Raw genomic sequence first — 25,029 nt, 5'->3', positions numbered from 1 at the left:
AAAATCAGTTGGGTTGAATCGTCTCGCCAGGGAGCAGTCCCCAGAACAGACGACGTGGCAGCCATCCCTCGTAGCCTTTGACGACCACGTGGCACCATTGAGAACTTTGTGGGCAGGCTTTGATGTTCCCCACAGTTCCCGGCTGAAGGACCGCAACCACGCTGCTGTCTTCCTCCGGATGGCTCATGAGGAGAACATCACTTTTATGCGCGCGGGCTTCTTCCTGAGTCGCAACATGTCCCAGAACGCGCGCATCTGCGCGACCGATATGGTCTCCGTCCTTTTCGGAGGCCTCACCAGTTTGTGCTTTCACACCTTCCGGTGGAAGTCCCGGAATAACAAAGGTACGGCTGCCATAAAGGGTGGCTTGATGTACCCAGCCTTTCTGCCCATCAGAATCTTCAACCAGGCGCCAGACATCGAACTCGCGTTCGATTTCGACGGGAAGACCGCGGCGGTGATAGACCCAGTCAATCGGATACCGATCCCCGGGCCCACGGCGCATGTACACTTTGTCGGCTCTTAATGCCGCGTAGCGCGGCAGAGGCAGACCCGTGTTGCTTCCCTTGTCGGTTGGTGTGTCAACCGGTGGAGCATCGGGGGACGGCACTGGCGTCTGAGTTGCGCTGGCAGCCGCAGCCCCGGCAGCTCCCGCTGCTACTCCGGCAGCGAGAGGCGCGGCATGACGCGTGACAGTCGTATGTCGTGTGGCGTGATGGATCTTTTTGGAAGGGCTGGCAGTATCACCCGTATTCTTCGAAGGCTTTTTCTTCCCATGCGGGGCTTTGGCAGCTTTCGCAGCGGCCTTGATCGCGTGGTCATGCTTATGATGAGCCGCTTCTGCGGGAGAAATGACCATCAAGGCCGTTGCCGCTGCGAAAGATAGCAGAAGCTGACGACAGCGCAGGGTTCGGGACAGAGGAGTGACAAGCGTTCTCATGAGCGCATCCCTGCCAAGGGTGGAGAGTTTCGGCAAGTCACCAAATGACGAAAATCGCGATTTGGACGCGGGAAACAGGTCACAGTGCAAGGATCGGTCGGTCTCCAGCCTGCTCCAGAAAAGTGACAATGCCCCGAACGGAAACTGTTTTACACAGAGTGTCTGGTGTCAGTCCTGTGAGCGCAAGCCCCGTTTCGCAGACCATAAGGTTTGCTCCGAGTTCAATGACAGCTTCACGCAAATCCCGGAAGCTGGCGACGCCTCTGTTGTCCAGCTCGGCATCGGAGGTGATGTTTTTTAGGCCTGACCAGTCTTTTGCGAGAGCATGAACGCTTCTGCCACCTGCAAAAATTGTTACCGTACGCCCCAGAGACAATGCGCCAGCCGCGACGATCAACGCATAATGTGCGCGTTGCCAGGAATCATCTGCAAGCGTGATGAACATGGGTGCTGTCATGCGTGTTGATCCGATTGCGTAGAAGGATGAACCGGACACGCCGGATCTCTGGCCAGAGGAAAGCTTCTGAGAGTACCGGCAAGAGCATCCCACATCATGAGACGCGTGTCCTCCCTACCCTCAAGTTCCATGATTTCCCTCATGACTTCCACAGCCATCAGGCTCCCCATGACGCCTGTCGCAGCGCCCAGAACGCCGGATTGGCCGCAGGTTGCAGCTTCGGTTTCAGCCGCCTCGGGGAAAAGGCATCGATAACACGGCCCACCATGTTGAGGGCGAAAAACAGCCAGTTGTCCTGCAAAGCCCTGAACCGCGCCGGAGACGAGCGTTTTGCCATGCCGGACACAGGCGTCCGAAACGGCCAGGCGTGTTTCGAAATTATCAGTTCCGTCACAAACCAGATCATATTCTGGAACGACGTCATTCAACGTGTCAGCAGTAGCCCTGACAGCATGCGTGTTCACCGTGATCAGAGGGTTGATGTCGCTGAGGTGATCAGCGGCAGCCTCTACTTTCAGGCGACCGATATCTTTCGTGCCGTACAGAACCTGTCTCTGAAGATTGCTGAGTTCCAGAATATCATGATCCATCAGCCCAATCCGGCCAATTCCCGAGGCTGCAAGCTGTTGGGATAAAGGCGCCCCCAACCCGCCTGCTCCAATAACCAGAACGGAGGCATTTTTCAGCCGCGCCTGCCCGATGGCCCCGACTTGGGGAAGCAGGATGTGGCGGGAATATCGCTCAAGTTCGTCGTCGGAAAAATCAAGAGTCATGGTCTCAAGATAATTGCTGACTTTTCAGACGGAAAGACGTTAGATTCATCATTGTCCACATCTCACCGGATTTCGGGGTTTGTGCGGAGGCGCGATCATGCAGAATTCTTTCTGGAAAAAAACTTCCCGGACACGGCAGGGCCTCGGCGTCGGCCTTGGAGCGACGCTCGCTGCCTATGCCATCTCCCCCTATCTTGCACTGTGGGATATTGATCGTGCCATGAAGGGAAACAACCCGGCGCGCCTTGTTCCACATGTGGACTGGACGTCTCTTACCCATTCCCTCAAGGAACAGTTTAAACCTCCCGCACCCGCGTCAGACGATGAGTTGCCGGATTTTGGAAGTTCTTTTGCGGGAAATGCCATATCAAACGCCATTGATACGGAACTGTCCCCTAACACTCTGATGACAACCGCACATCAGTTGATGCCCGCAGATGCGTCTATGTCATCTGGAGGGGGCTGGCCTGTGTGGGGTGGCCTGCACGCCCATTTCGTGAGCCTCAACAAGTTCGAGGCTCAGGTGGACCAACCGGGACAGACACCGTTCGTCCTGCATATGAAATTCGAGCACTGGGGCTGGAAAATCACGCGGTTCGATCTGCCGCAGTCTGCCCCGCGGCCCTGAGTTAAAGGACCGTTCAGGCCGGAGGAAGGTCTTCCTCAAGAACAGTGATGTGAATGGCGTAGGACACCTCGCCCTCGTCCTCGTCACGGTGCACCGTGCCGATCACTTCGCCTGCGACGGCGAGTTCAACACTCATTCCCTTACGGGCTGGCTTGGTAACTGTCAGTTTCTGTGAGCCGAGAAGACGCTGCAATGTCGTCTGAAGGCGTGTCACTTCGGAAGGGGTCATATCGGCCATCGGGTGGCACTCCTGAGTTTTGGCAAGGTCTTGCCCTGTAGCTCATCGTTACCCTGAAAGGAACCCATCTCCCCTACCCTGAATGGTATTCCTGTTGTAGAAACCGGGCTCTTCCAATCTTTCGCCCTGTTCCCCGGCTGTGCCCGGAGGTTTAGGGCGGGTCATCCTGACCTTGCGCAAAGGAGACAGAATGCGCCCCTCCGTCCTCCGTGTTTTTGGAGCACTTGCAGCCACCGTTACCCTTTCCGGATGCGGATATTTCGATTCCCGTAATGCTCACAAGGCCCAGTTCGAGATGGTCGGCATGACCAGCTACGATGTTCAGGCCTGTGCTGGTCTTCCGGGCAGCACAAAGAAGCTGAACGATACGACAGAAATCTGGCAGTACGATGGAACCCAGAGCACGCCGACGATTTCGTCGGATTCCGGCCTCATCCCTGCACAGTCAATTATCAGCATCTATCAATCCGCTTTTGGCGGCGGCGGAACGACGTGCCGCATGGTGCTTCGTCTTGATCATGATCGCGTTTCCGAAGTGCATTACACTGGGAACGACGACGAATATATCGGAACGGACGGTATCTGCTCCATCATCACGCGGGGTTGCGCACGTCAGCGTGAATCGACCATGCATCGTGTAAATGCTGGACCATTTGGTCCTGTTTCTGCTTTCCACCCGCCTGCGACACCGCCGCAGAGCAGCTCGGCAACATATTCCGACCAGTCCGGAAAATATGTACCGCAGTTCAGTAAAGACAAGACACAGGCTGTTATCCAGCCTGTTAAATAAGAGGTCAGGCCGGGAGGAAGCTCCCGGCTTTCTTGGCTTTATGGGCAGTTAATAAGATATTTCATTTTTCTGACGGCTGGTCCAAGCCCGGAAAAAACTGCCTCACTGATCAGAAAATGTCCAATGTTCAGTTCCGCCAGCCCTGGCAGCTTGGCGATAGGCGGCACATTGTCATAAGTCAGGCCATGACCGGCATGGAGTTCAAGGCCGCAATCGGCAACAGTGCCTGCCGCGTGATGCAGGCGTTCCAGCTCTCCACCTTTGCCATGGGCATAAGCGCCGGTATGCAACTCGACAACAGGTGCGCCGAGTTCTGCTGCTGTTTCGATCTGTTTTGTATCAGGATCGATAAACAGGGAGACCCGAATCCCTGCATCTCTCAGTCGAGCAATTTTGGGCGCCAGAATTTCTTTGTGCCCGGCAACATCTAGCCCTCCTTCTGTTGTGACTTCAGCACGCTTTTCCGGGACAAGACAGCATGCGTGCGGTCGAAGAAGGCAGGCGATACGGACCATCTCTGCAGTCGCTGCCATTTCGAAGTTCAGCGGTGCCGTCAGAGCCTTGAGGCGTGGCATATCGGCGTCCCGGATATGTCGACGATCTTCTCTGAGATGAGCTGTAATTCCATCTGCACCCCATTGAATCGCCAGTTTTGCAGCGTCCACGGGATCGGGGTAAGCATCGCCACGGGCGTTTCGTAATGTGGCAACGTGATCAATATTAACGCCGAGCCGGATCATTGGCTGTTTCCCCTTCTGTGCTGGGACATGAAATCTGCCAGTCTGAGTGCTGCCAGAAGGCTGGAAGGATCTGCCCGGCTGGCACTGCCAACCGGGGCTGCAATGTCAAAGGCTGTCCCATGATCCGGGGACGTTCGAATAATGGGTAAGCCCAGAGTGACATTGACGCCCTCGGCCATATCGAGCGTTTTGAGCGGAATTAGGGCCTGATCGTGGTACATGCAGATTGCGACGTCATATTTCGGGCGGGCCGTGGCACTGAACATTGTATCTGGCGGATAAGGTCCGGAAACGCACAGCCCTTCGTTTTTCAGTTGAGCAATAGCCGGACCGATAATCGTCTGTTCTTCGGTCCCCATCAGCCCCTCTTCCCCTGCGTGAGGGTTCAGACCGGCAATAGCCAGCCGAGGGGATACAAGCCCAAAATCGTTTTGCAAGGCACTATGCGTTGCCCGTGCCACGGCGATAATACGGTCTGTCGTGAGAGTTTCCAGGGCACGTCGCAGTGAGACATGAATGGTGACGGGAACGACTTTAAGCTGAGGGGATGCGAGCATCATGACCTCTTGCCCTGTCGTCTGACAGAGAGCCGCCAGAAATTCCGTGTGCCCCGGATAAGCGAAGCCTGATGCTGCCAGAATGTGCTTGGCAATAGGATTGGTCGTGACACCGCCTGCCCTACCCTCCAGAACAAATCCAACAGCGCGTTCGATGCTTTCGATGACGGCTGGCGCATTGTCTGACGTTGGCTGTCCCGGCGTCACAAGAATTGGGCACGTTATCGGGAGAACGGGTAGCGCGTCAGAAAAAGTCTGCTCTGCATCCTCTGGCTTTTCAATCAGCCGGAATGGAACTGCGTTGTTCAGTAGAACGGGATCGCCCAGCCAGAAAAAAACTGGCCCGGTGTTCCGGAGAGCCTGCCATGCGGCAACGGCAAGCTCCGGCCCGATACCGGCAGGGTCACCGAGAGTCAGGGCGATCGGAGCTGTCATATCAGCCGGCATTCGCCAGAGCGGCAAGGATGCGGACCCAGGAGCGAATACCCTTGTGGAAGGCTTCGAGACCATATTGCTCATTGGGGGAATGAATGCGGTCATCTGCCTGTGCAAAACCGACCATCAGAGCATCCAGTCCTAGCGCATCCCGTACTTCACCAGCGACAGGAATGGAGCCCCCACACCCGATGGTGGCTGCTGGCACGTTCCACTCATCCGTCAGAGCCTTGAGTGTTGGCGCAAGGAACCGGCTGTTCCGGGAAACCTCAAAGCCCGGTGAACCGCCATGTGGTGTAAACGTGACTTTTGCATCCGCTGGAAGAGCCGCGTTGACATGGGCACGGAAGGTGTCCCGGATTTTTTCAGGATCCTGCCCCGGAACCAGCCGGAAGGAAACTTTAGCCATGGCTTTTGCTGGCAGAACGGTCTTGAACCCTTCCCCTTCATAGCCACCGGAAATACCGTTGATTTCACAGCTCGGACGACACCAGGTCTGCTCAATGGCGGTATAGCCCTTTTCACCTGCTGCGATGGAGAGACCAGCTTCTTCGAGAAGGGCCGCATCATTCGGGAACAGGGTTTTCCACTGTGCCCGTGTCTCTGGCGACGGGTCCTGAATGCCGTCATAAAAGCCGGGAAGCGTGACCCGGCCGTCAGCATCGCGCAATGTTGCAAGGATCTGGCAGAGCAGTGCGATCGGGTTTGCTGCTGCATTGCCATAAATGCCCGAGTGCAGATCATGCGATGCGCATTCAATGACGATTTCTTCTGCCATCATTCCGCGTAGCGAAGTCGTGATGCCTGGCGTGGTTCGATCTGCCATGGACGTATCACACACAAGCGCGACGTCGGCTTTCAGCTCTTCTGCATTTTCCCTGAGAAAGGGAAGCAGATTGGCGCCCCCGCATTCCTCTTCCCCCTCGAGAAGGACGCTGACCTGAACAGGAATGGATCCATGAACTGTTTTCCATGCACGGCACGCTTCAAGGAAGGTCATGACCTGTCCTTTGTCATCACTGGCTCCACGCGCAACAATGACCTTTCGACCGGCACCATCCTCTACAAGGCGCGGTTCGAAAGGCGGCGCTTTCCAGAGATTTTCAGGGTCGGTCGGCTGGACGTCATAATGTCCGTAAAACAGGACATGAGGCTTGTCTGCCTGAGGTGTATCGTGTGCCACGACCATCGGATGTCCAGGCGCAGCCCATTGAACATCCCTGACATCAACTGACAGTCCCATTTCTGCCAGGTCCTGCCGAAGCCATTCAGCGGCCTTGCGGCAGTCCGCAGCGTGGGAGGGTTGGGTAGAAATACTGGGAATGCGCAACAGGCTGAACAGCCTTTCAACTGCGCTGTCCAGAGACTGGTTAACATGTGACAGAACAGCATCAAGAGGAAGGGATGTTGAAGTCGTCATGGGGTCAAAGTTCCGAAAGAGGTATTGAGATGCCAACACGAGGAGTCAGGGTTCTGGGAACCGGTGCTTCTTCCTGTGCCTCAGAGAGATGAGAGTCCTCGATTTCTGGTAGAGGCTCCTCAGCTTTGCGAGGGGACAGGCGAATGGGTGCTGGTGCAATCGGGCCATTAGGCCTGTCCTGTCTGATCAAACGTGGCGCCTGAGCAGGGAGCAGAATAGGCGCCTGTCCGGAAGCCAGGTTCAGAATATCTTTTACCTGCTGATCAAAAGCTTCCGATCCAGACAGGGACGTGACGAAGTGTCTGGCGTTTTGACTGACGCGATTCCAAAGGTCTTCATCTTGATACAACCGTATAACAGCATCTGCGAAAAGAGCTGGGTTGCAGAAACCACCTGCAACGCATTCGCCGGATTCTTCTGACCAGCCAAGCTGTTGCATGGTCGTTTCTGTCAGCACGGAGGGAAGACCGGCGGCAGCGGCATCTAGAATTTCTTGTGAGGGAGCACTCATGACACGGGAAGGATCGATCATGATTCTACGGGAACGGTAGAGTGCATTCATGTCGACGCTATCAGGAAGCGGCTCAATCCCTACCGCCCGTGTGTAAGGGGTTAGGTCAATATCGCTGCCTCGATGTCCAGCAAACAGGATTGTCGCATCAGACGGAAGACGGCCGGACAATTCATGCAAAACCTGATGCACAAACCAATCCAGCCCATCATGTGCCGCGCAGCCCGAAGTGGCGCAGGGTAGCGCAAAAAGAATTCCAGTACGATCATGAAAGCCTGGAACTGTCGTAGGAATGACGCGCGGGGCATAGTTGAGTTCAAGTACGTTACCATAACCGAGCGCACGGAGATTTTCTGCTTCTTCGGCATGGGAACAGGCAAGCGCCTGACACATCCAGGCGTCTGCCAGTTCGCGATCAAGATCATCGAGCATTTGCTCGCGATCATCATGCGCACCAACGCGTCTTCGAAGATAATTTTCCTCCGCTGCGGTTCCATCAAGATCCAGAACCATATTCAATTTGGGAAGAATGGCAGAGTGCGATCGCAGTATGGCACCTGTGCGATGGAGTGTGTTGGCTCCCGTGACCCAGAGAACATCGAAGGATGCAGCGCGATCATTAAGGAATTCCGGGAGCTCTGAAATATCGCTCTCGTTCATGATTTCTACGTTCGAGGGGAAATCGAGTGCGACTGTTACAGGATCGGTCACGCCCCCTTCCAACGGGAAGACTGTCACGTGGTACCCCTTCCGGCTCAGGGCCAGAATCAATTCCTGGGTCCGAAGATGGGGCGAACCGAGAAAGCGGTGAGGTAATGTGGAACACAGCACCAGCACTGTCGGTACGCCAGATGCAAAGCGCGCTCTGAAAACAGACGTCCCGACCATAGGGTATCGGGAAAGTATGGCTGAAAATCTACGTCTTAACCAAGTTTGATTCCTCCGCAGGAAGTCTTCAGGTAAAGCGGTTGGTGGCCGGGTCCGATCCAGAACGGAAGGATCATAGACAATCTTACCGCCCGCCTGACGCAGAGCCAGACACAAAGACAAAAGCCGGGTTTCCGACCCAATACAAACCTGGTCGATACCACCACACGCAGCCAGCTTGTCCCGTCGACAGAACAACATACCAATAGAGATGGCATCTACCTGACGGCAGAACCCGATCTCTGGCTCGTTTGCGCGCTGACCTGTGCCAAATCTGAGGGTCGAAGCATCCCGCCAAACAATCGTGCCTGCTTCAAGAACCCGGCCATCAAGGCCCAGAGATTGCCCCCCGACAGCCCAGACATCCGGGGAATCAAAGGCACGTAAAGCGGCAGACAACGTATTGGGGAACGGTTGTGTACCTGGTTCCATCAGGAGAACAATATCGGCACGCGCAAGCTCTACGGCATGACGGATCTGCTCTGGTGTGGTTGTCCGGGCAGTTGGACGAAGAACGCGGATCCCTCTTACAAGACGCTCGATCTGCGTCGTTTCATCGCTCGATCCAGTATCTACGATGATGATATCGATTGCCCCGGCTCCGTTTGCATGCAAGGCGGCCAGTGTAGAGAGTGTCTCCAGAAACTGGTTTGTTACCGGGATGACAACGCTGATTTCCGGAGAGCGGATCAGGCGGAAGTCCAGAGGAGAGCGAACAATGGACGGGATCAGTGTCCCCGCTCGTTGCAAATCCAAATTCCTGTATTGCTCCGCAGAAGCATCCGGAATGTCCTGCGTGACAGCAATCTTTCCCTGGGACTGGACCCAGAGCGCAAATACGTCTTCGAATTGACCTTCTCTCAGCTTACGCTGAATTCCTGGCTCTTCGGAAAAGCTCTTCAGATCTACATCGACCTGAGGGGTCCGCATCTCACGGGCGCCATAACGCACAAAATGATCATACCCGTTCCGGAACCCGCCATCGGTCACGATCTGTGCGACATCCGGGTAGAGATGGGCGTAGTGGCTTTCGCTGAACCACTGGTTCGGGTTGTATGCCCGCGGAGTGGTATTTGTCAGATAATGATGCAGGGCGTTCAGGAAAACGCCGTCTTTGATGGCATTTTCAACATCTGGATAGGCAGCAAGATACCACTCTGGATCGAAATACCATGAACTCCGACACAAGCCTGCCTCTGATGACATCAGGAACTGTCGAAAATCACCTTTGCCGATATCGTATGAAATGCCTCGGGTCAGGCTGGCCATCCGGAAAACAGAGGACTTGAAAAAAGCGTGCGCCTGTCTCTGTTCCTGTTCACCGTCTGTCAGATAATGGTCATACCCGTTGCTGAAACCCTGAGAAATCAGGACTGGCAGACTAAGGTCTGTATTGCGGGTAAAATATTCAGTTTCCGAGAAAAGCCAGTGTGGTGAGCGGCTACGAAAACCGCTTTCGCAATAATGCAGAAAGCCACAACTGAAGACGCCATAGCTGATTCCGTCCCGCACATCCGGGTTCTGCCTCAGATACCATTCTTCATCGAAAAACCGATTGGGGGACAGGCCTTGGCTTGCCCCCTGCTCCAGCCAGTGTTGCTCCATGGATTCATTGCTGAGATCCAGAACTGAACCGTCACTTTTGAGAAGCTGCTCCTCACGAAGAAGACGCGCGTAGCGGGTTCGATACCATTCAGCATCAAAGCGGCCCCAGACCGGAGGTCTGTTGCCGGAAAAGGCTGGAGAAGCAAGAATATAGTCTTTCAAACTCATGACGACCTTGTTCCCCCACGCGTCTTTGTCTTTGACGATTGAATGTTATCAGCCCTGCTGAAGCCGACGGCTCTGCCAGAGGTCATGGAAATTGATGGGCTGGATATTCCCAACAGGAAAACCAGCTTCCCGGACGGCATTGAGCATTGCTGCCCGGGCCGAGGGGAAAAGATATTTCGGAGCTTCGACGAGAAGAAGCGGCTCTGCAATAGCCTGCGTCATTGCTCCTGAAAGACCAAAAAGGCCCGCATAAGCAATATGGATTTCATAGAGCACGCGAGGAGCAGGGGCATTCGGGACCGGAGCGGCATCCAGACCCTGAGCGCGGATGACCAGAGTAACCTCGAAGCTTGGCTGTCCGCCGCCGGGGAGTTGCCGGGCCGTCACATCTACGGTCATGCCTACATGAGGTTGAGCCGGGATGTCACGATAGATGTCAGGAGTGTTCTGAACGTCAATGGACAGGGTACGAAGATACTGGGAGCCAACAACCAGCCCAGGGCTGGATTCACGGGGCACAGAACTTCCGGACGCGCCCTGAAGTGTATCTGCATGATTGTGATCGTTCATCCTGACCTTACCTGTAATCTGCACAACACAGTCTGCGTTGTCATTTGAAAACGCAGGACAATGACATAAGCCTATCTTGTGTCATGAGGGGGGAATTTTGGCTACCCAATGGCTTTCTAAATCAGACTATATTAACCGTCCACGCAGTATTCCGAGTGCCGGAAGTGGCGTCCACCGCCTTGGAAGTTCTGCGCGGGCGATCCGACGAATATGGTAACTGGGTGGCGGCTGTTGCTCACCCATCAGGAAGTAAGCGTATGCCCGGACCTGCGATGTCCGCCACTGGCAGTCTGACTCTGCGGCTTCGCGCGAGACATAAATGTCTGCAATGATCGTGCGTTTCCCCTGTGATGCGATTACGGCCCATAAAATGTCGGCTTTTGGCAATGCCGGGCGGAGTGGTATGACTTCAGGCACGGCGGTCCCTTTCAGTAAAATACTGGGAATGTTATCGCCTTAACGGAACGTCAGCATCGGTGCTTGGTTATGTCCCGTGACAAGAGCACACCATGAGTGCTGACAGGAAATCAATCCTCCTGAGGGCGTCTTGCCGCCCTGCAGGCAGCACGATAGGACTTCCCCATGCTGAGACTTCTTTTTATCGTTATTTTTCTGGCTGCCCTGATCGTTTTTGCTCTGAGTAATACTGATCTTGAACCAATCTGGCTGATTTCTTTCGGCTGGCATCTTTCGGTGGGAACCCTGGCACTTGGCATCGGTGTTGCTGGCCTGATTTTTGGCTTCCTGACTGGCTGGGTTGGCGAACTGCGGCAGCGTTCGCGCGCTCGCCGGTCTGAAGCACATGTTCGCACGCTGGAAAGCCAGTTGGTGGAACTGCACCAGCGGCTTGACCGTCTTCAGACTCCTCCTGTTGCCACAGCAACGACAGTCCCCTCATCTGAAAACCGGATCTGATTATCACCATGTCCAAGAGAACCAAGCTGATTGCTGCTTTTGATACGAATAGCCGGTCACAGGCAGAAGAGTGGTCCGTGACCCTCGGCAAGACGGTCGATGCCATCAAGCTTGGGCTTGAGTTTACTTACGCCTGTGGTCTGGATGCGGTTCGGGCGGTCTCGACAGGTCACCAACTCTTCCTGGACCTCAAGCTGCACGATATTCCCAACACGGTTGCTTCCGGCCTCTCAGCGCTCGCACCTTTACGACCTGCCCTGACGACCATTCATGCCTGTGGTGGAGCAGAGATGATTTCCCGCTCTCGCGAAGCGCTGGAAAAGGCATTCCCAGATGAAGTGCATCGTCCTCGCCTGCTTGCCGTTACTGTTTTGACGAGCATGGACGACGCTGGCCTTCGTGAAACCGGCGTGAATGCTACGCCGCAGGAACAGGTGCTGCGGCTTGGAAAACTGGCAATCTCAGCGGGAGCGGATGGACTTGTCTGCTCGGCTCACGAAATTGCGCTTCTGCGTGATGCTCTGGGCGACAAACCTGTTCTGGTTGTGCCTGGTATCCGCCCTGCTGGCAGTGCCTCCAACGATCAGAAACGGATCATGACACCGACACAGGCGGCTCAGGCTGGCGCTGACTGGATTGTTGTCGGGCGTCCCATCACACGCGCTCCTAACCCTGCTCTCGCAGCTCAGGAGATCATGGCTGAGCTTGCCAGCGCATGATCGGTGTCAAGATCTGCGGTGTGCGGGATGTTTCAACCATGCAGCTCTGTGCCGGTTTGCAGGTCGATTGGGTTGGTTTCGTCTTTTATCAGGCCTCTCCGCGTTATGTGACACGCGAGCAGGCTAAGATTTTGAATGATAGCGCGCCTTCCTGTTCCATGGGCGGGCCTGTGCGCGTCGGCTTGTTCGTCAAGGCCGATGACGAAGCAATCGAACAAACTCTTCAGTCTGTGAAGCTTGATGTTCTGCAGATCTACGACACTGAAGAAAGAGCGAAAGCCATAAGGGAACGTTTTGGTCTCCCTACATGGCTTGCGAGAGGTGTAGCTTCATCGTCTGACCTCCCTTCCCGTTCTGAACTTGATGGGTATGTGATTGAGGCTCCGCATCAGGAAGGAGACGGCCGTCCAGGTGGTTTAGGGCGTACATTTGACTGGACATTGACCAAAAGCTGGTCTGCCCCAGCGTTCTGGATGCTGGCAGGAGGCCTGAACCCTTCCAATGTTGGTAATGCATTGCAGGCCAGCGGAGCGCCTGCAGTAGATGTATCTTCGGGGGTGGAAGATAGCCCTGGCCATAAGTCTCACGATTTAATCAAAAAATTTGTCGAAAAGGCGCGTTTTGGGGGTTGATCTCCGAAAGAGCTTTTCGTAAATACCACCTCGCTCGACAGGAGAGATGGCCGAGCGGCTTAAGGCGCACGCTTGGAAAGCGTGTGTACGTTAATAGCGTACCGTGGGTTCGAATCCCACTCTCTCCGCCAGCGATACCCCCACCATTAGTGACCCTTATTGACCAAAGGCTGCAATTTCTGCCCCTTCCCTCAACTTGGTTTGTGTCCACTAGTGATCGGAACAAATCATAAACAAAGTGCTGATGGGGGTGTCGGTTCTGACAAACGGAACTGTGCGGAAACCGTACTCAGAGTGTCATACTTCAGTACCGATCAGGCAAGGTTGGTGATGGAGATCAGCCAACCTTCACTGTGTGGTTCTTTTGGGACGGCTAGTTCGGATATTGGTTGTCCCGATCAAATGTTCCGGATGCATTTTCTGGAGGGGGTGGAGGACGACAGCCATCTGGGGGAGGTGGGCGGTGGGCCTGATCATCCATTGGCGGTGGCGGGGGTCTGTTTCCCATTTGACTGTTATCAGGCGGCGGCCCTCTTCTGTCTCTATCAGGAGGTGGGCCACATCTATGATCTTGCGCTTTATCGTTGCCCGACTCTTTGTCATCATTTCCATAAGATGGAGCCGCCTGACTCACGGTTGTATAAGTCTGTCCGTTATAGACAGTGGAACTCTGAGCAAGCGTAGCCGCAGGAAGCAATAGTCCTGCCGCCAGAAGAAATTCACCGTATCTAATTAGCATAACTCACTCCAAATCGACGGTGTTATCTACGGCTTGTGGTGAGAAGCTGCAGTTAAGAATGGCAACGCCCTGTTTCAGGGCATTGGGCTTATCAAATGTTATTCAGTGTGAAGGCTTTTGTAGAAAAACCTGTGTAGTGGTGGGTGATCGTGGTGCATCCAGGTCGGTTGTTTCATCCTGAATAATTTTTATACCGCAATGAATGCTCAATGAGTCTGGTAAAGATCACCATCGATCTTGTCACAGTTGGTGTGCTTATGTCTGGAATATCTACTCAGCGATCTTTCGTTACCAAATTGATCGTTCGTTTGTGGTAAGACATGGTTTTTCAACAATAAGTTTGAGAAGCGAACACCTGATCGGTCATGATAGTTTTGAAGGTGCAGCAACTGGTATGCGCGAGAATGATACAGTTCATACTGCGGCTGAAGGAAAAAATTGCATGTTGTCGCGAGGGCTGATGTCTTCTGGGGAGCCTTCTAAACAAAAAACCGTTCTGAAACGCAGGCCATCGTCTGGCCCCCAATGGATTGGCAGAGGACTTGTCAGTCTAGCTTTGGCTTGGACTTTTGCCCATTTCGTGACGCTTGGTTCACCACTCTGGGGACCTGGCACTCGGCATGATGCCGTGATTTTCGGACAGATGATTGCAGTGGGTGTGTTTCCCATATTGTTTCTGATTGCATTCGGGATGAAAATTTTTTTGCGTGGCACTATTGTCGTTGGGATCGCCTGCCTCATTGCAGCATCTGGCTTAATGATAAATCGCTGATGCAGGATACTCTTCGTACGCGCATGGGATGGCTCCATGCATGGATTGGGTTTTCAGCCGGACTGCTTCTTTTTTTTGTTTTCGTGACAGGCAGTCTTGCAGTCTTCGATACCGAGCTAACGCGATGGCTTCAGCCGGAAGTTCCGCCGCAAGCAGCGCCCTTCTCTGTTCAGGCTCTTGATCGCACATTGCCTGATGTCCAGTCTCTGCTGAGACAAGGGGAAAAGCCTTTTATAACATTGCCTTCAGCGCGTGACCCCGTCATGCGTGTCCAACACCATGACGGCTACGAATTTCTGAATGTTCCCTTCAATCCTGAGACAGGTGAGCGGATTAACGCGCGTGCTACTGCGGGGGGAACATTTTTTTATGACCTGCATTACACGATGCGGACGGGGCTGTATGGCGAAACCCTCATCGCCTTTGCTGGCCTAGCACTTCTGGTCACAGTAGGGTCCGGTATCATCATTCATCTGAAAGGGCTGATACCGGACCTTCTGCTCTTTCGGCCGTTTGCTGCAAGACTGAGAGCTTGGCTGGATGTCCATATCCTTGCCAGTGTCCCCTTTCTGCCCTTTGTCATCATGATGGCTTACACGGGTACCTTTATTCGTGCCCGTACGATTTTCCCGCCTGTGTCCTATATAGCGTCGTTTGAGGCGCTTTTTGCGACCCATCCCTCCCCCGATGTCCCTGCAAAAGAAGAAAGGCTAGAGATTCCTCTGCTGCCTTCCCTGCCTCCGTTGCTGTCACAATCTGAGCAGATCTTGGGCATCGGACAGGTCGGGCATATTCTTTTTCTGAGTGATAGCATTCTGTTCACGCGGACTGATATGTCTGGCCCGCTTCTGACGCGCGAACATGTCGATTTCAGTCCGAGAGATGGCCATTTTCTGCGCCATGTTCTGCTTCCTACCCCTGTGACGCATGCGCAGCAGTTGATGGAAGGTCTTCATTTTGCCCGTTGGACAGGTTCTGGATTGCGCTGGATGTATTTTCTATCCGGCGTTCTGGGGGCAGTCATGTTCGGGAGCGGATCTGTTATCTTCCTGATGAAGCGTCGCAGACAATCCGGGGAACGTATTATGTTTCGTATTGCCGAAGGGCTTACGATCGGGGCGCTTCCAGGCTTCCTTCTGGCAACACTCACATTTTTCTGGGCCAATCGTTTGTTGCCAGTCTCCCTGACGTCTCGTCCTCTTGCTGAAGTTCACAGCTTTTTTGTTATGTGGTGTTTTAGTGCTTTAGTCGGGCTTCTATTGTGCCTGTGGGGAAGATCGACACTTGGGTGGAAACTACAGTTGGGCCTGCTTGGGGTATTGGCGATACTCCTCACGCCTCTTGATCTACTGACACGATCTGGAGTGTCTGTTTTCCATGCTCCAACGGTTTTTGCGACGACGGATCTCTGCGCCCTTCTTCTGGGGCTGATATCGTTTCAGATGGTTCGTCGACTATGATCATTGTTCTTTGCATCCTGCTCTGTAGTGCAGGGTTGGTCATGCAGGCGCTCTGTGAGCCAAAAATGCTCCGGTTCGCTAAACTGTTCCAATACAAGGCCTCATATCACGTTCGAATAGGACGCTTTATGTCTCTTTGTCTTGCGTTTCTCTGTTCGTTATGGGCGGAACCAAAAACAGCTATTGTTGTGTGGGCAGGATCTTTTTCATTTAGTGTCATAATTGTAGCGATAGGCTGGGCTGTTTTCTCTCGCTACAGGGAAGCTTTTCGATCATAGGTTTCCCCCGAAAAGAGCCTGCTGGCGGGCAATTTTATCGAAATACTCACCTAATAGATCCCTTTATCCTTCGGGGTGTTACGGCCTGAAAAAATAGTGTCGGACAGTATGTTTTTTAATGTTCGACCAAGAAAAATACAGGGGCTGCATATCTCCCTTAAGCCAAGGCTCGAAGAAATCCGAATAATTCCCTGTCATGGGATTAGCAGACTGACCAGGGAAATTCAGGAATAGAGAGTTATCCCAGCTTCCTACATCACAAACCATCAGAAAACTTGCCCCACCCGTCGTGGCATAGGGATTTTGACTTGTATGGTATGGATTATACCACCGAGCCATGATCGTATATGGATCGCCACCACTCCCATAATTTTCCCCGCCAATGTTTGGAAATGCATTTTGGATAGAGGTCAGGTTGCCCAGAACATGCCCCAGAGTAACGGTGTGAAGCGCTCCCCATTTCCAGGATGCGGGTAATGCGCCAAGGCGTGATGTCAGTTCACTGACTGCCTTTTGAAGGCATCTTGAGAGTATCTCATCCCTGACACTTTGAGCGTTATTCCCGAAATGTTTTTCCGGAGACCGGAGCAACGCAAGCTGGACCGACGGACTCAAAGGCGCCGGAAGCAGATCGTGTAGTTCTGAGGGGATGATAGCAGCATGAATAGCCACGCAGAGATGCGTCCACCAGACTTCATAAAGTGCTGCTGCCGGACTGTCGTGATCTATCTTTCCATTCCAGTTTTTCAGAAGCTGGTAAGCAAATTTTGTTCCCTCACTTTGTTCGGGCAGGAGTTTTATGACCTGAAGGGCCAGTTGCGAAACTGTATCATGCTGCAAGTCAGCACTCTCCTGCACTGTTCCATGACTGGTCGCATCAAGAACCTGAGCGACTCTTTCATAGCGGAACGGCTCACTCCATTCGTAACTGACCTTGCGGTTTTTTTGTGAATAACCCGGCGGCAGGTTCATTTGGTTAGATGTTCCAAACCATCCATTTGCAGGGTTGAAGCTAGATGGAAGATTATCCATCGGTTGCAGGCCTTCCCAGTCATAGAGGCCATCGCCCGGTGCGGGCATCATGCCGTCATGGTGCTCGGCTCTCTGTGGAAGTCCACCAGCTGCGTGCCAGCCAATATTTCCCTGCCCGTCTGCATAGGTGAAGTTCGTCGGGCTGGTGTGTGCACGTAAAGCCTCACGAAAAGACGTCCAGTCGTGAGCAAGATTGATGCCAATATTGGCCAGTAGTCCGTTGGCGCCCGGATAGAGCCATGTTGCGGAGACGGCAACGGCACGAGAGCGCTCTGGATCTTCGGAAATAACAGGACCTTGTGCTGCAAAGCGTACCGTAACAGACTGGTCTTCTGAATTCCGCACAGCGATACGGACGATTTCTTCCTGCATCTTGCACCATTGGCCACGATGCCAGTATCGGCTCGGATCATCCGTGTGTGTTCTAAGGATGAAAAGATCTTCCTGATCGATGTGGAAGTTGGTTCGGCCAAATGCAATATGGTCATTATGCCCCTGCATGACACCTGGCATACCCGGAGAGCCTGCTCCGATAACATCCAGGCCGGGAGCTGTCAGGTGAATGACATGTCGTGGCCCGGGAGCGCCAAAAGCAAGATGTGGGTCATTGGCCAGAATTGGTCGACCTGTCGCAGTTCTGTCAGACGCAACCACCCATGAGTTGCTTCCTTCATTATTCTTCCGATGAGAAGGATCGCCTTGAAGGGTAGCTGCGCGGATTTCTCCTAATGGGAGCCGCTGTTGTAGTACGCCGAGATGGCCCAGATCTTGCTCCGAAAAGCTGTGGACATCCAATCCAGGTAAGGGCTGAGGCGTATAGGCTGGTTGAAGAGGTGTGACGAAATCATCATAGGAGAGTGCGCCCCGAGCGGCGAGACGCGCACGACGAATTTCCAGGTCTGTGTTGCCGGTCACTTCAGCCCTGATCCGGACAAGATCGTAGACGCTCCATTCCAGTGGTTCGTATTCAAAGATCGAAAATTCTGCTGGAAGATGCTCAGGATTGTCTTTTACGCTCCGGATATAGGCATTGATTCCGGCTACATAGGCGTGAGCCGCATCTTGTACGGTTGAGTGATAGGCCGCCAGTTCTGCATCAGCATCGCCACGAAACAGGAAAAGTCTGTTGGCTACGTCACTTGCAACAAAGGCTTCTCCAAAAACCTCTGCCAGTCGACCCAGAGATTGGCGATGGCTGAAATCCATTTGCCAAAGACGATCTTTTGCAACGAGATAGCCGTTTGCGAAATAGGCATCTGCAATAGAGCCAGCTTTAACATGAGGAATACCCCACTTGTCTTCCAGAACCTCGAAGGGGGCATTCAGACCCTCCAATCCTTGAATACTCTGCGCCTGCGCTCTTTCTGGTCGATCAAATATCGTAACCGCAACAGCTGCACTCGCCATTAGAAATGATCGACGGTTCAGTGTCGGATGAGGAACGGACATTGATGGATCCTGATCATTTTTGATGTCGCAGGCTTGTTTTTATCGCAGACAAAAGCTTTCGCGATGAATGAAGCATGCGAAGTAGAATTGTTTCTGTTGTAAAATCAGTGGCCAGCAAGATCTATTAATGAGAATTTTGTTTCTGTTAACCTTAGGTTATGGCGATCAGAAGCAATGCTTCTGATCGCAAATCTGCACTTAGGTGTGCGATGTCAGCCCCAAATCGCGGGCTGCTTCCGTTGCGATATCATGGCGAAGCTTGACCACGCTGTGCCCTCCGGATGGATGCACACGGTTGGTGAGGATCAGTACGTAGCTGTCACTGTCTGGATCAATCCAGAGAGACGTTCCTGTAAAACCCGTGTGGCCAAAGGAGTGATGCGAGAAAATATCGCCTCTGGGTGTCGAATAATGCGTTGAAATGTCCCAACCCAAACCGCGTAAATCAACCTTTCCTGCAGGTTGTTGAGGGGTAGCCATGAGCAGGAGAGTCTCGCGCTTTAGTGGAAATGTACTGGGGCGCCCTGCCAGCCGATCAAGCAATGCCTGCGCATAGAGGCACATGTCATGGGCGTCTGAAAATAGGCCTGCATGACCTGCCACGCCTCCCATTCTTCGGGCTGTTGGATCGTGAACAACTCCACGTAAAAGAACATTTTTCTCGTCGTATTGCGTAGGAGCAATCACTGGCTTCAAGGATGTATCTGGAAGATAGCCAGACTGTGTCATTCCAATTGGGGTCAGAATATTTCTGCTGACATAATCGTTGAGAGCAAGGCCGCTGACCTTTTCAACAATCAGGCCAAGGGTGATGAAATTGATATCACTGTAAACGAATTTTTCAGCAGGAGGATTAGCCAGAGGGGACGTCATGGCGCGACGGACTGCCTCCGGCTTTCCACTCCAAGCGTCTTCCAGCGGGAGGTCCGCAGGCAAGCCGGAATAATGTGTCAGAAGAAGGCGGAGGGTGATGCTGCGTTTACCATTGATCCCAAACGCAGGGAGATAGCAGGTAACAGGGTCATCAAGATGCAGGTCCCCTTGTTCTACTAATTGCATGACAGCCAGAGCTGTCATTGTCGGCTTGGTCAGGGACGCCATATCAAAATGCGTCTCCCACGTCATTGGTTCCTGCTGGGGAACCAATGCTCGGTTGCCGTAGACATATCTATGAACAATCTGTCCCTCGTGACCGATGGCGACAACTGCCCCTGGGGCTTGACCATCTCGTATGGCTGTTCTGACCAATTGATCAACGTCCGCGAACTGAGCCTGTCGCGGCCGAGCACACGCTGTAAGCATCGAGCAGGTAAGTGCCATGCTGCTGGTCAGGAAAGCTCTCCTGCCTAAACCTTCTTGAGGCAACATCATCATGGCCGTTTCTCCAGCGTTTAATTCTTACGATTTCGAAAGAAGGAGGAGAGTAACTGGCCTGAGATGAAGTGCAAGCGTCCATGACAGGGGAAATTTCAGGGATGAGCGGAGCGGTATGTAAAGTGTCCCACAACCTTATGAAGCTGCTGTGCCTCATGCTTGAGGTTGTGGCTGGCTGTTGTGGTTTCCTCAACCATTGCGGCATTGTGCTGTGTTGCCTGATCCATGGCACCGATCCGGCTATTGATACCGGAGAGGCTTGCGGCCTGATCGGTGGCTGCCGAGGAAATACTTTCAACCAGAGACGTAATACGACCAACATTGGTCGTGATGGCGCTAATTGCCTGATTGGCCTGGGCTACTAGCCCTACGCCTTCAGCGACCTTGGTGCCAGAAACGGAAATAAGGGCACGAATTTCTTTTGCAGATGTAGCGGAGCGATGGGCAAGATTGCGGATTTCAGTGGCGACTACTGAAAATCCCGCCCCAGCTTCCCCTGCGCGTGCTGCTTCGATTCCGGCATTAAGGGCAAGAAGGTTTGTCTGAAATGCCATTTCCTCCATCAGACCAATTGTTGCCGCCACCTTTCCTGAAGATGCTTTGATGCCTTCCATGGCATTATTGGCCAGTAGCATGACTTCCGCGACAGCTATAGCTTCGTCGCGTGCGCCCGATGCGGCAAGTCTGACATCATGTACGGCCTGAGCCGTTTCCTGAACTTTGGTCGTTATCGAACTGACAGCCGTAGCGGTCTCAGCAAGATTGGCAGCCTGTTGTTCTGTTCGTGCGGCCAGATCATCGGCAGCGGACGATATTTCTGCTGTCCCACTGGCAATGACCGAAGCTCCATCTGCAATCTGTTCTACAGACGAACGGTAATTGGTAATCAGAGCGTTGAAGTTGAACCGGAAATCCTCAAATTTTTCTTGAAATGGTTCAGGAAACGAGAATGTCAGGTCGCCGGTTTTGACAATCTCCATGCCTGCACAGATCTGTTCGATTGTGTCACTTTGAATCTGGCGAATTCGGTTGCTTTCTTCTGAGAGACGCATTTGGGCCTGAGCGGCTTCACGAGCTTCTCTTGCTGCGTTTTCCTGCGCTTTGATACGGTGCTGACTGCTGTTTATGAACTTGAGAAGGGATTTGGCGAGCCGACCTGCATCGTCGAACCGATCACCGTAAGGAACACGGGACTCAAAGTCCCCATCTGCAACCTTTTCAGTTGCGTCGGTAATTCTCTCAAAGGGAACGGCAATAATGCGAATTGCGAAACTGCCGATCACCAATGTCAGGATGATCTGAAGCAGGACACCGCAAAGCTGTGCGATAATCTGGGCCCCTCCGTAGTGTGCAAGAAATCTCTTGCACACTTCATCGACAACAAACTGCACGGCAGAAACGACGAGAAGGGCCGTGATGATGACCCGAAGTTTCTGTCGGATCGGAGCTTTCGTTTCAATCCAACGGAGCAAGGGAAGGTCTCCCGAAAATATAATGGCAGCCGTATATGGGTCAGCACGACTTCCAGAACCCGGAAGAAATCTAGAGACAGTTTCTTAATTTATCCTGAATGGATCAGGCAGTTTTTTTCCATCATGCAGAGGGATTAAAGGGCTCCTTCGCTGAGCATTTCTCCTTCTGCTGTGATGCGGAAATCTGCCGTGCCTTCAGTGACCAGGAGGCGGCTGTATTCGCATGCGCCCTGTCCCACGCAGGTGGTTACCCGCTTTATCCGCATCAATGCTGTACCCGGATCCACCTTGAGCCACTCGGCAACATTCTGAGAAGCTCGGGAAAGGCCAATGGAAACATCGGCGTGACTGATTCGAAACTTGAATATGTCCTGAAGGATTGAGGTGGACGTTGTGCGGCCCGCCAGTTCCGGTGTGACCATTCTGACAAGTGACGCCGGATAGAAAACTTCCGTCACACCCAGAGGCCCCTGCTCGGAACGATAACCGCGCCGGATGAAAAGAGCGTCGTCCTTCAGGGACAATGCCTTTGCAACTTCTTCGGGTGGTTGTCTCATCCTGTAATCAAGCAGCGTCATTTCAGGGCTTAAACCCTTGCCCGCCAGGATTTCAAAAAAGGAATGAATGGTCTGCTGTCGGCCTGGTCGATGCAGTGCTCCGACAAATGTGCCTCGCCCGTGCTGGCGAACAACGACATCCCGTTCCGCAAGGTAGGAAAGGGCCTGCCGAACGGTAATACGGCTCACCCCATACATCTGGCACAGCTCTGCCTCTGAAGGCAGGCGATCCATGAAGCGACTGTCCTTTCCGATCAGCCCGGAAATATGGTGCCCCACCTGAAGATAGAGAGGGGTTGGACCATTCGGATCCAGATCTGACGAAAAGACAGCATGAGGCATAAAGAAAAAATCCGGGGAACGTTTCACTTTTGGATTGAACGAAGATCGCTGAGGCGGTAGTAGGACGTCTTATAACAACTTAATACGTCTTTGCCGATTCATGTGTCGTCTCCTTGTCTGACCCATGAGGCATCTGTGTCACTTCGGGCGTCTCCGTATCGTTTGAGAGCTTCTTCCATGCGCGCTTCGACCTTCCTGAGTACAGCCGTTATCGGCAATCTGTTTTGTGTGGTAGCCTACGCCGCTCCTGTTGCAGATACAAAACACGCTGCGGAGAAACGGCATTCTCCCTCCCCTCGCAAGAGTATAAAAGCTGCACAGTCACGACCGGAGGTTATCCGTGTCGCGGCGGAATCAGTAGCCGGCGGCCGTATGGTCCCGCAGAATGGCACCAAATCCCGTAGCGAAATTACTCAGGCGTATATCGCTAAACAGGCCCCTACCCCGAACGTCTTCAAGCTTCTTGGTAATCTTCCGGGAGCCAATGTTGCGAGCGCCGATCCATTCGGGATGGTGAGCGGCAATATGACGATCCGGGGCATGAACAGCGATCAGATCGGCTTCACGGTTGAGGGCGCTCCCCTGAACGACATTGGTTCGTACATGGCATTCCCAACGGAATGGGTAGATTCTGAAAACCTCAACGAAGTGACGATGCAGCAGGGTTCCGCTAATCTTGATTCGCCAGTGATTGGCGCATCAGGGGGCATCGTGACAATGAACCTGATCGATCCCTCCCATAAAATGGGTGCGACTATCGCCGGATCATTCGGTTCATACAACACCCATCGTGAATATGTCCGCCTTCAGAGTGGTGACATTGGAAATACGGGGATGCGTGCCTTTGTAGCCTGGTCCCATCTGGAAGAACCGCATTTCCGTGGTGCAGGCGACGACCATAAGCAGCATGTCGATGCCAAACTGGTAAAAGACTGGACGAATGGCAGCCGCAGCACAGTCGCCGTAACGTTCGACGATTCCATGAAGGTCGCCTATCTCAATCCAAGCCTCTCAGCCTGGCAGAAATATGGACGTGGAGCCAATTACACAGAGGCTTTCTCCCCGACGGACACTAAATACTGGAAGCTTCATCAAAGTCCGTATCGCGTTCTTATCCTGAGTGCGCCTCAGAATATTGTTGTGAATGAAAAGTTAGGGTTTGATTTCACACCATATTTCTATTGGAACTCGGGTACGATTGCCTCCGCATCTCTGCTTTCTGAAAATTCCATTTATTCAGGAACGCAGAAATACAGCATCGATCTGAATGGAAATGGCACCACGACCGACAAGGTCATGATGTATACGCCATTTGGAACGCCGTACGTGTATCGCCCAGGACTTGTCTCCAAGGTTCATTATACCGTGGGGCGTCACACGCTTGTTTTTGGTTACTGGTTCGATTGGTCCCGTCAACGGATGGTCAATCCTTACAGCACTGTGGGAGAAAATGGTGGCCCTGCGAATGTGTGGGGCTATCTGGGGAATGTTAAGCTATCAGACGGAACGCGGCTGGCCAGCTATGACAATCTGACGATCACGCGTGTTAATACCCTGTTCTTCGGCGATACATTTAATGCGCTGCATAACCGTCTGTGTGTGGAAGCCGGAATCAAGGAATCCATGGTGACGCGTATCGGCTATAACTATCTGCCGGGCGCACAGTATCGCACGAGCATGAATGCAGCCGTTGCGACCCCCAATCTGGGAGCACGTTATCGGATCGACAGCCACAATCAGGTCTTCGCCGATGTGGCAACCAATTTCCGAACCCCGACCCTGAATGCGCTTTACAACACATACAGTGCTTCCACGGGCAAAGTAGCAACGCTGGCCAATCCGTCCCAGAAGACGGAGTATTCCATTTCCGAAGAGTTGGGTTATCGCTATCAGGGCGATGTCCTGAACGGTTCCATCACGTTCTTCAATTACAACTTCACGAACCGTCAGGTCTCCACGCAGGTCACGATCAACAACGCGCAGATTACCCAGAACATCAATGCAGGTGGTCAGACGTCTCGGGGTGTTGATGTAGAGCTGGGTCTTCGCCCCTGGCATCATTTGCGTCCTTACGTCTCCGCTGAATACCTGCATGCGACGATAGATAATAACTATCAGGTCGGCTCAGATTACCTGCGAACTGCCGGCAAGACTGCTGTTCGTAGCCCGAATGTTCAGGCCTCCGTTGGCCTGGATTATGACGACGGAACCTATTTCGCGGGTTTTGCCGTCAAGTATGTCGGCCGCCAGTTCTCGACGTTCATGAACGATCAGGCCATGCCGGGGTATGTGAACGCCGACATGAATTTCGGGTATCGTGCGCCAAAGATCTTCCATACGCATCCGGAAATCAGGCTGAACCTCATGAATGTTGGTAACAACAAGTACCTTTCCGGTGTAGCGGGCGTGGCTGCGTCTTCACGGGCATCGCAGGGCGTCTATGGTAGCACCATCGCGGCTCAGGGCTCCCCGACTTATTATGTTGCTGGCAGCTTTGCGGCGCTTGTAACCGCCAAGATTGATCTCTGA

Annotated in this window: 22 protein-coding genes and 1 tRNA gene; 9 read left to right on the top strand and 14 right to left on the bottom strand. The window is 53.3% G+C overall.

Going from position 1 to position 25,029, the window contains the following annotated elements; all coding sequences use genetic code 11:
- Positions 1–4: 4 nt before the first annotated feature.
- The 3 genes from GJA01_RS04845 to GJA01_RS04835 form a co-directional block, all read right to left on the bottom strand.
- A complete protein-coding gene (locus GJA01_RS04845) occupies positions 5–940 on the bottom strand; it encodes an SH3 domain-containing protein (RefSeq protein ID WP_172794479.1) in 936 nt (311 codons plus the stop codon).
- A 79-nt stretch (positions 941–1,019) separates the two neighbouring features.
- Positions 1,020–1,397, bottom strand: coding sequence for a DsrE family protein (locus GJA01_RS04840; RefSeq protein WP_010501817.1), 378 nt, complete (start codon positions 1,395–1,397; stop codon positions 1,020–1,022).
- Positions 1,394–2,170: a HesA/MoeB/ThiF family protein gene (locus GJA01_RS04835; protein ID WP_062504291.1), complete on the bottom strand. Its 777-nt coding sequence runs from the start codon at positions 2,168–2,170 to the stop codon at positions 1,394–1,396. The genes GJA01_RS04840 and GJA01_RS04835 overlap by 4 nt, the downstream gene beginning before the upstream one ends.
- Positions 2,171–2,267: 97 nt before the next feature.
- Between GJA01_RS04835 and GJA01_RS04830 the strand changes: the two genes are divergently transcribed.
- A complete protein-coding gene (locus GJA01_RS04830; protein ID WP_010501821.1) occupies positions 2,268–2,798 on the top strand; it encodes a DUF2939 domain-containing protein in 531 nt (176 codons plus the stop codon).
- 13 nt (positions 2,799–2,811) lie between these two features.
- Here the strand turns inward: GJA01_RS04830 and GJA01_RS04825 are convergent, their stop codons facing one another.
- On the bottom strand, positions 2,812–3,036 hold the full coding sequence (locus tag GJA01_RS04825; RefSeq protein WP_010501823.1) for a DUF3126 family protein: 225 nt from the start codon (positions 3,034–3,036) through the stop codon (positions 2,812–2,814).
- Positions 3,037–3,226: 190 nt separating this feature from the next.
- On the opposite strand from GJA01_RS04825, the gene GJA01_RS04820 reads away from it, so the two are divergent.
- Positions 3,227–3,826, top strand: coding sequence for a hypothetical protein (locus GJA01_RS04820; RefSeq protein WP_010501825.1), 600 nt, complete (start codon positions 3,227–3,229; stop codon positions 3,824–3,826).
- A 38-nt stretch (positions 3,827–3,864) separates the two neighbouring features.
- Here GJA01_RS04820 and GJA01_RS04815 read toward each other — a convergent pair whose 3' ends face one another.
- The 6 genes from GJA01_RS04815 to GJA01_RS04790 all read right to left on the bottom strand — a co-directional run bounded on the left by GJA01_RS04815 (position 3,865) and on the right by GJA01_RS04790 (position 11,176).
- Complete coding sequence (locus GJA01_RS04815; RefSeq protein WP_062504289.1) at positions 3,865–4,566, bottom strand: pyridoxine 5'-phosphate synthase; 702 nt, start codon at positions 4,564–4,566, stop codon at positions 3,865–3,867.
- Positions 4,563–5,558 carry a 4-hydroxythreonine-4-phosphate dehydrogenase PdxA gene (pdxA, locus tag GJA01_RS04810; protein WP_062504421.1) on the bottom strand — a complete coding sequence of 332 codons (996 nt, stop codon included), beginning with the start codon at positions 5,556–5,558 and terminating at the stop codon, positions 4,563–4,565. The genes GJA01_RS04815 and pdxA overlap by 4 nt, the downstream gene beginning before the upstream one ends.
- 1 nt (position 5,559) lies before the next feature.
- Positions 5,560–6,978, bottom strand: a complete 1,419-nt coding sequence (locus tag GJA01_RS04805) for a M20/M25/M40 family metallo-hydrolase (RefSeq protein WP_062504287.1) — start codon at positions 6,976–6,978, stop codon at positions 5,560–5,562.
- A gap of 4 nt (positions 6,979–6,982) precedes the next feature.
- Entirely contained in the window at positions 6,983–10,189 is a 3,207-nt protein-coding gene (locus tag GJA01_RS04800) for a glycosyltransferase (RefSeq protein ID WP_062504285.1), read from the bottom strand.
- 48 nt (positions 10,190–10,237) lie between these two features.
- Positions 10,238–10,759: a protein-export chaperone SecB gene (locus GJA01_RS04795; RefSeq protein ID WP_062504283.1), complete on the bottom strand. Its 522-nt coding sequence runs from the start codon at positions 10,757–10,759 to the stop codon at positions 10,238–10,240.
- A 126-nt stretch (positions 10,760–10,885) separates the two neighbouring features.
- Positions 10,886–11,176 (bottom strand): hypothetical protein, encoded by a 291-nt coding sequence (locus GJA01_RS04790; RefSeq protein WP_172794478.1) that lies wholly within the window; start codon positions 11,174–11,176, stop codon positions 10,886–10,888.
- A 165-nt stretch (positions 11,177–11,341) separates the two neighbouring features.
- Here GJA01_RS04790 and GJA01_RS04785 point away from each other — a divergent pair, with 165 nt between their 5' ends.
- The 6 genes from GJA01_RS04785 to GJA01_RS04755 all read left to right on the top strand — a co-directional run bounded on the left by GJA01_RS04785 (position 11,342) and on the right by GJA01_RS04755 (position 15,996).
- Entirely contained in the window at positions 11,342–11,674 is a 333-nt protein-coding gene (locus GJA01_RS04785; RefSeq protein ID WP_062504281.1) for a lipopolysaccharide assembly protein LapA domain-containing protein, read from the top strand.
- 8 nt (positions 11,675–11,682) lie between these two features.
- Positions 11,683–12,393, top strand: coding sequence for an orotidine-5'-phosphate decarboxylase (pyrF, locus tag GJA01_RS04780; RefSeq protein WP_062504279.1), 711 nt, complete (start codon positions 11,683–11,685; stop codon positions 12,391–12,393).
- Positions 12,390–13,025 (top strand): phosphoribosylanthranilate isomerase, encoded by a 636-nt coding sequence (locus GJA01_RS04775; protein ID WP_099282282.1) that lies wholly within the window; start codon positions 12,390–12,392, stop codon positions 13,023–13,025. The genes pyrF and GJA01_RS04775 overlap by 4 nt, the downstream gene beginning before the upstream one ends.
- Before the next feature lie 40 nt (positions 13,026–13,065).
- Positions 13,066–13,156: transfer RNA gene (locus GJA01_RS04770), tRNA-Ser, on the top strand.
- Positions 13,157–13,966: 810 nt separating this feature from the next.
- Positions 13,967–14,536: a hypothetical protein gene (locus GJA01_RS15520; RefSeq protein WP_253783115.1), complete on the top strand. Its 570-nt coding sequence runs from the start codon at positions 13,967–13,969 to the stop codon at positions 14,534–14,536.
- The gene (locus tag GJA01_RS04755; RefSeq protein ID WP_062502608.1) at positions 14,536–15,996 is read left to right on the top strand and encodes a PepSY-associated TM helix domain-containing protein; all 1,461 of its coding nucleotides are present in this window, start codon (positions 14,536–14,538) and stop codon (positions 15,994–15,996) included. Before GJA01_RS15520 ends, GJA01_RS04755 begins: the two co-directional genes overlap by 1 nt.
- Positions 15,997–16,352: 356 nt before the next feature.
- On the opposite strand, the gene GJA01_RS04745 is transcribed toward GJA01_RS04755, so the two are convergent.
- The 4 genes from GJA01_RS04745 to GJA01_RS04730 all read right to left on the bottom strand — a co-directional run bounded on the left by GJA01_RS04745 (position 16,353) and on the right by GJA01_RS04730 (position 22,500).
- Positions 16,353–18,755, bottom strand: a complete 2,403-nt coding sequence (locus GJA01_RS04745) for a penicillin acylase family protein (RefSeq protein ID WP_253783117.1) — start codon at positions 18,753–18,755, stop codon at positions 16,353–16,355.
- Positions 18,756–18,953: 198 nt separating this feature from the next.
- Positions 18,954–20,129, bottom strand: coding sequence for a serine hydrolase domain-containing protein (locus GJA01_RS04740; RefSeq protein ID WP_062502609.1), 1,176 nt, complete (start codon positions 20,127–20,129; stop codon positions 18,954–18,956).
- 95 nt (positions 20,130–20,224) lie between these two features.
- The gene (locus GJA01_RS04735) at positions 20,225–21,601 is read right to left on the bottom strand and encodes a methyl-accepting chemotaxis protein (protein ID WP_062502610.1); all 1,377 of its coding nucleotides are present in this window, start codon (positions 21,599–21,601) and stop codon (positions 20,225–20,227) included.
- A gap of 134 nt (positions 21,602–21,735) precedes the next feature.
- The gene (locus tag GJA01_RS04730; RefSeq protein ID WP_062502611.1) at positions 21,736–22,500 is read right to left on the bottom strand and encodes a GntR family transcriptional regulator; all 765 of its coding nucleotides are present in this window, start codon (positions 22,498–22,500) and stop codon (positions 21,736–21,738) included.
- Between the two features lie 177 nt (positions 22,501–22,677).
- On the opposite strand from GJA01_RS04730, the gene GJA01_RS04725 reads away from it, so the two are divergent.
- Positions 22,678–25,029: a TonB-dependent receptor gene (locus GJA01_RS04725; RefSeq protein WP_062502612.1), complete on the top strand. Its 2,352-nt coding sequence runs from the start codon at positions 22,678–22,680 to the stop codon at positions 25,027–25,029.

Source organism: Gluconobacter japonicus (genome assembly GCF_002723975.1).
GTDB classification, from domain to species: Bacteria; Pseudomonadota; Alphaproteobacteria; order Acetobacterales; family Acetobacteraceae; genus Gluconobacter; species Gluconobacter japonicus.
Note: the sequence above shows the minus strand (reverse complement) of the source record. Positions and strands in the feature narration are given on the sequence as shown.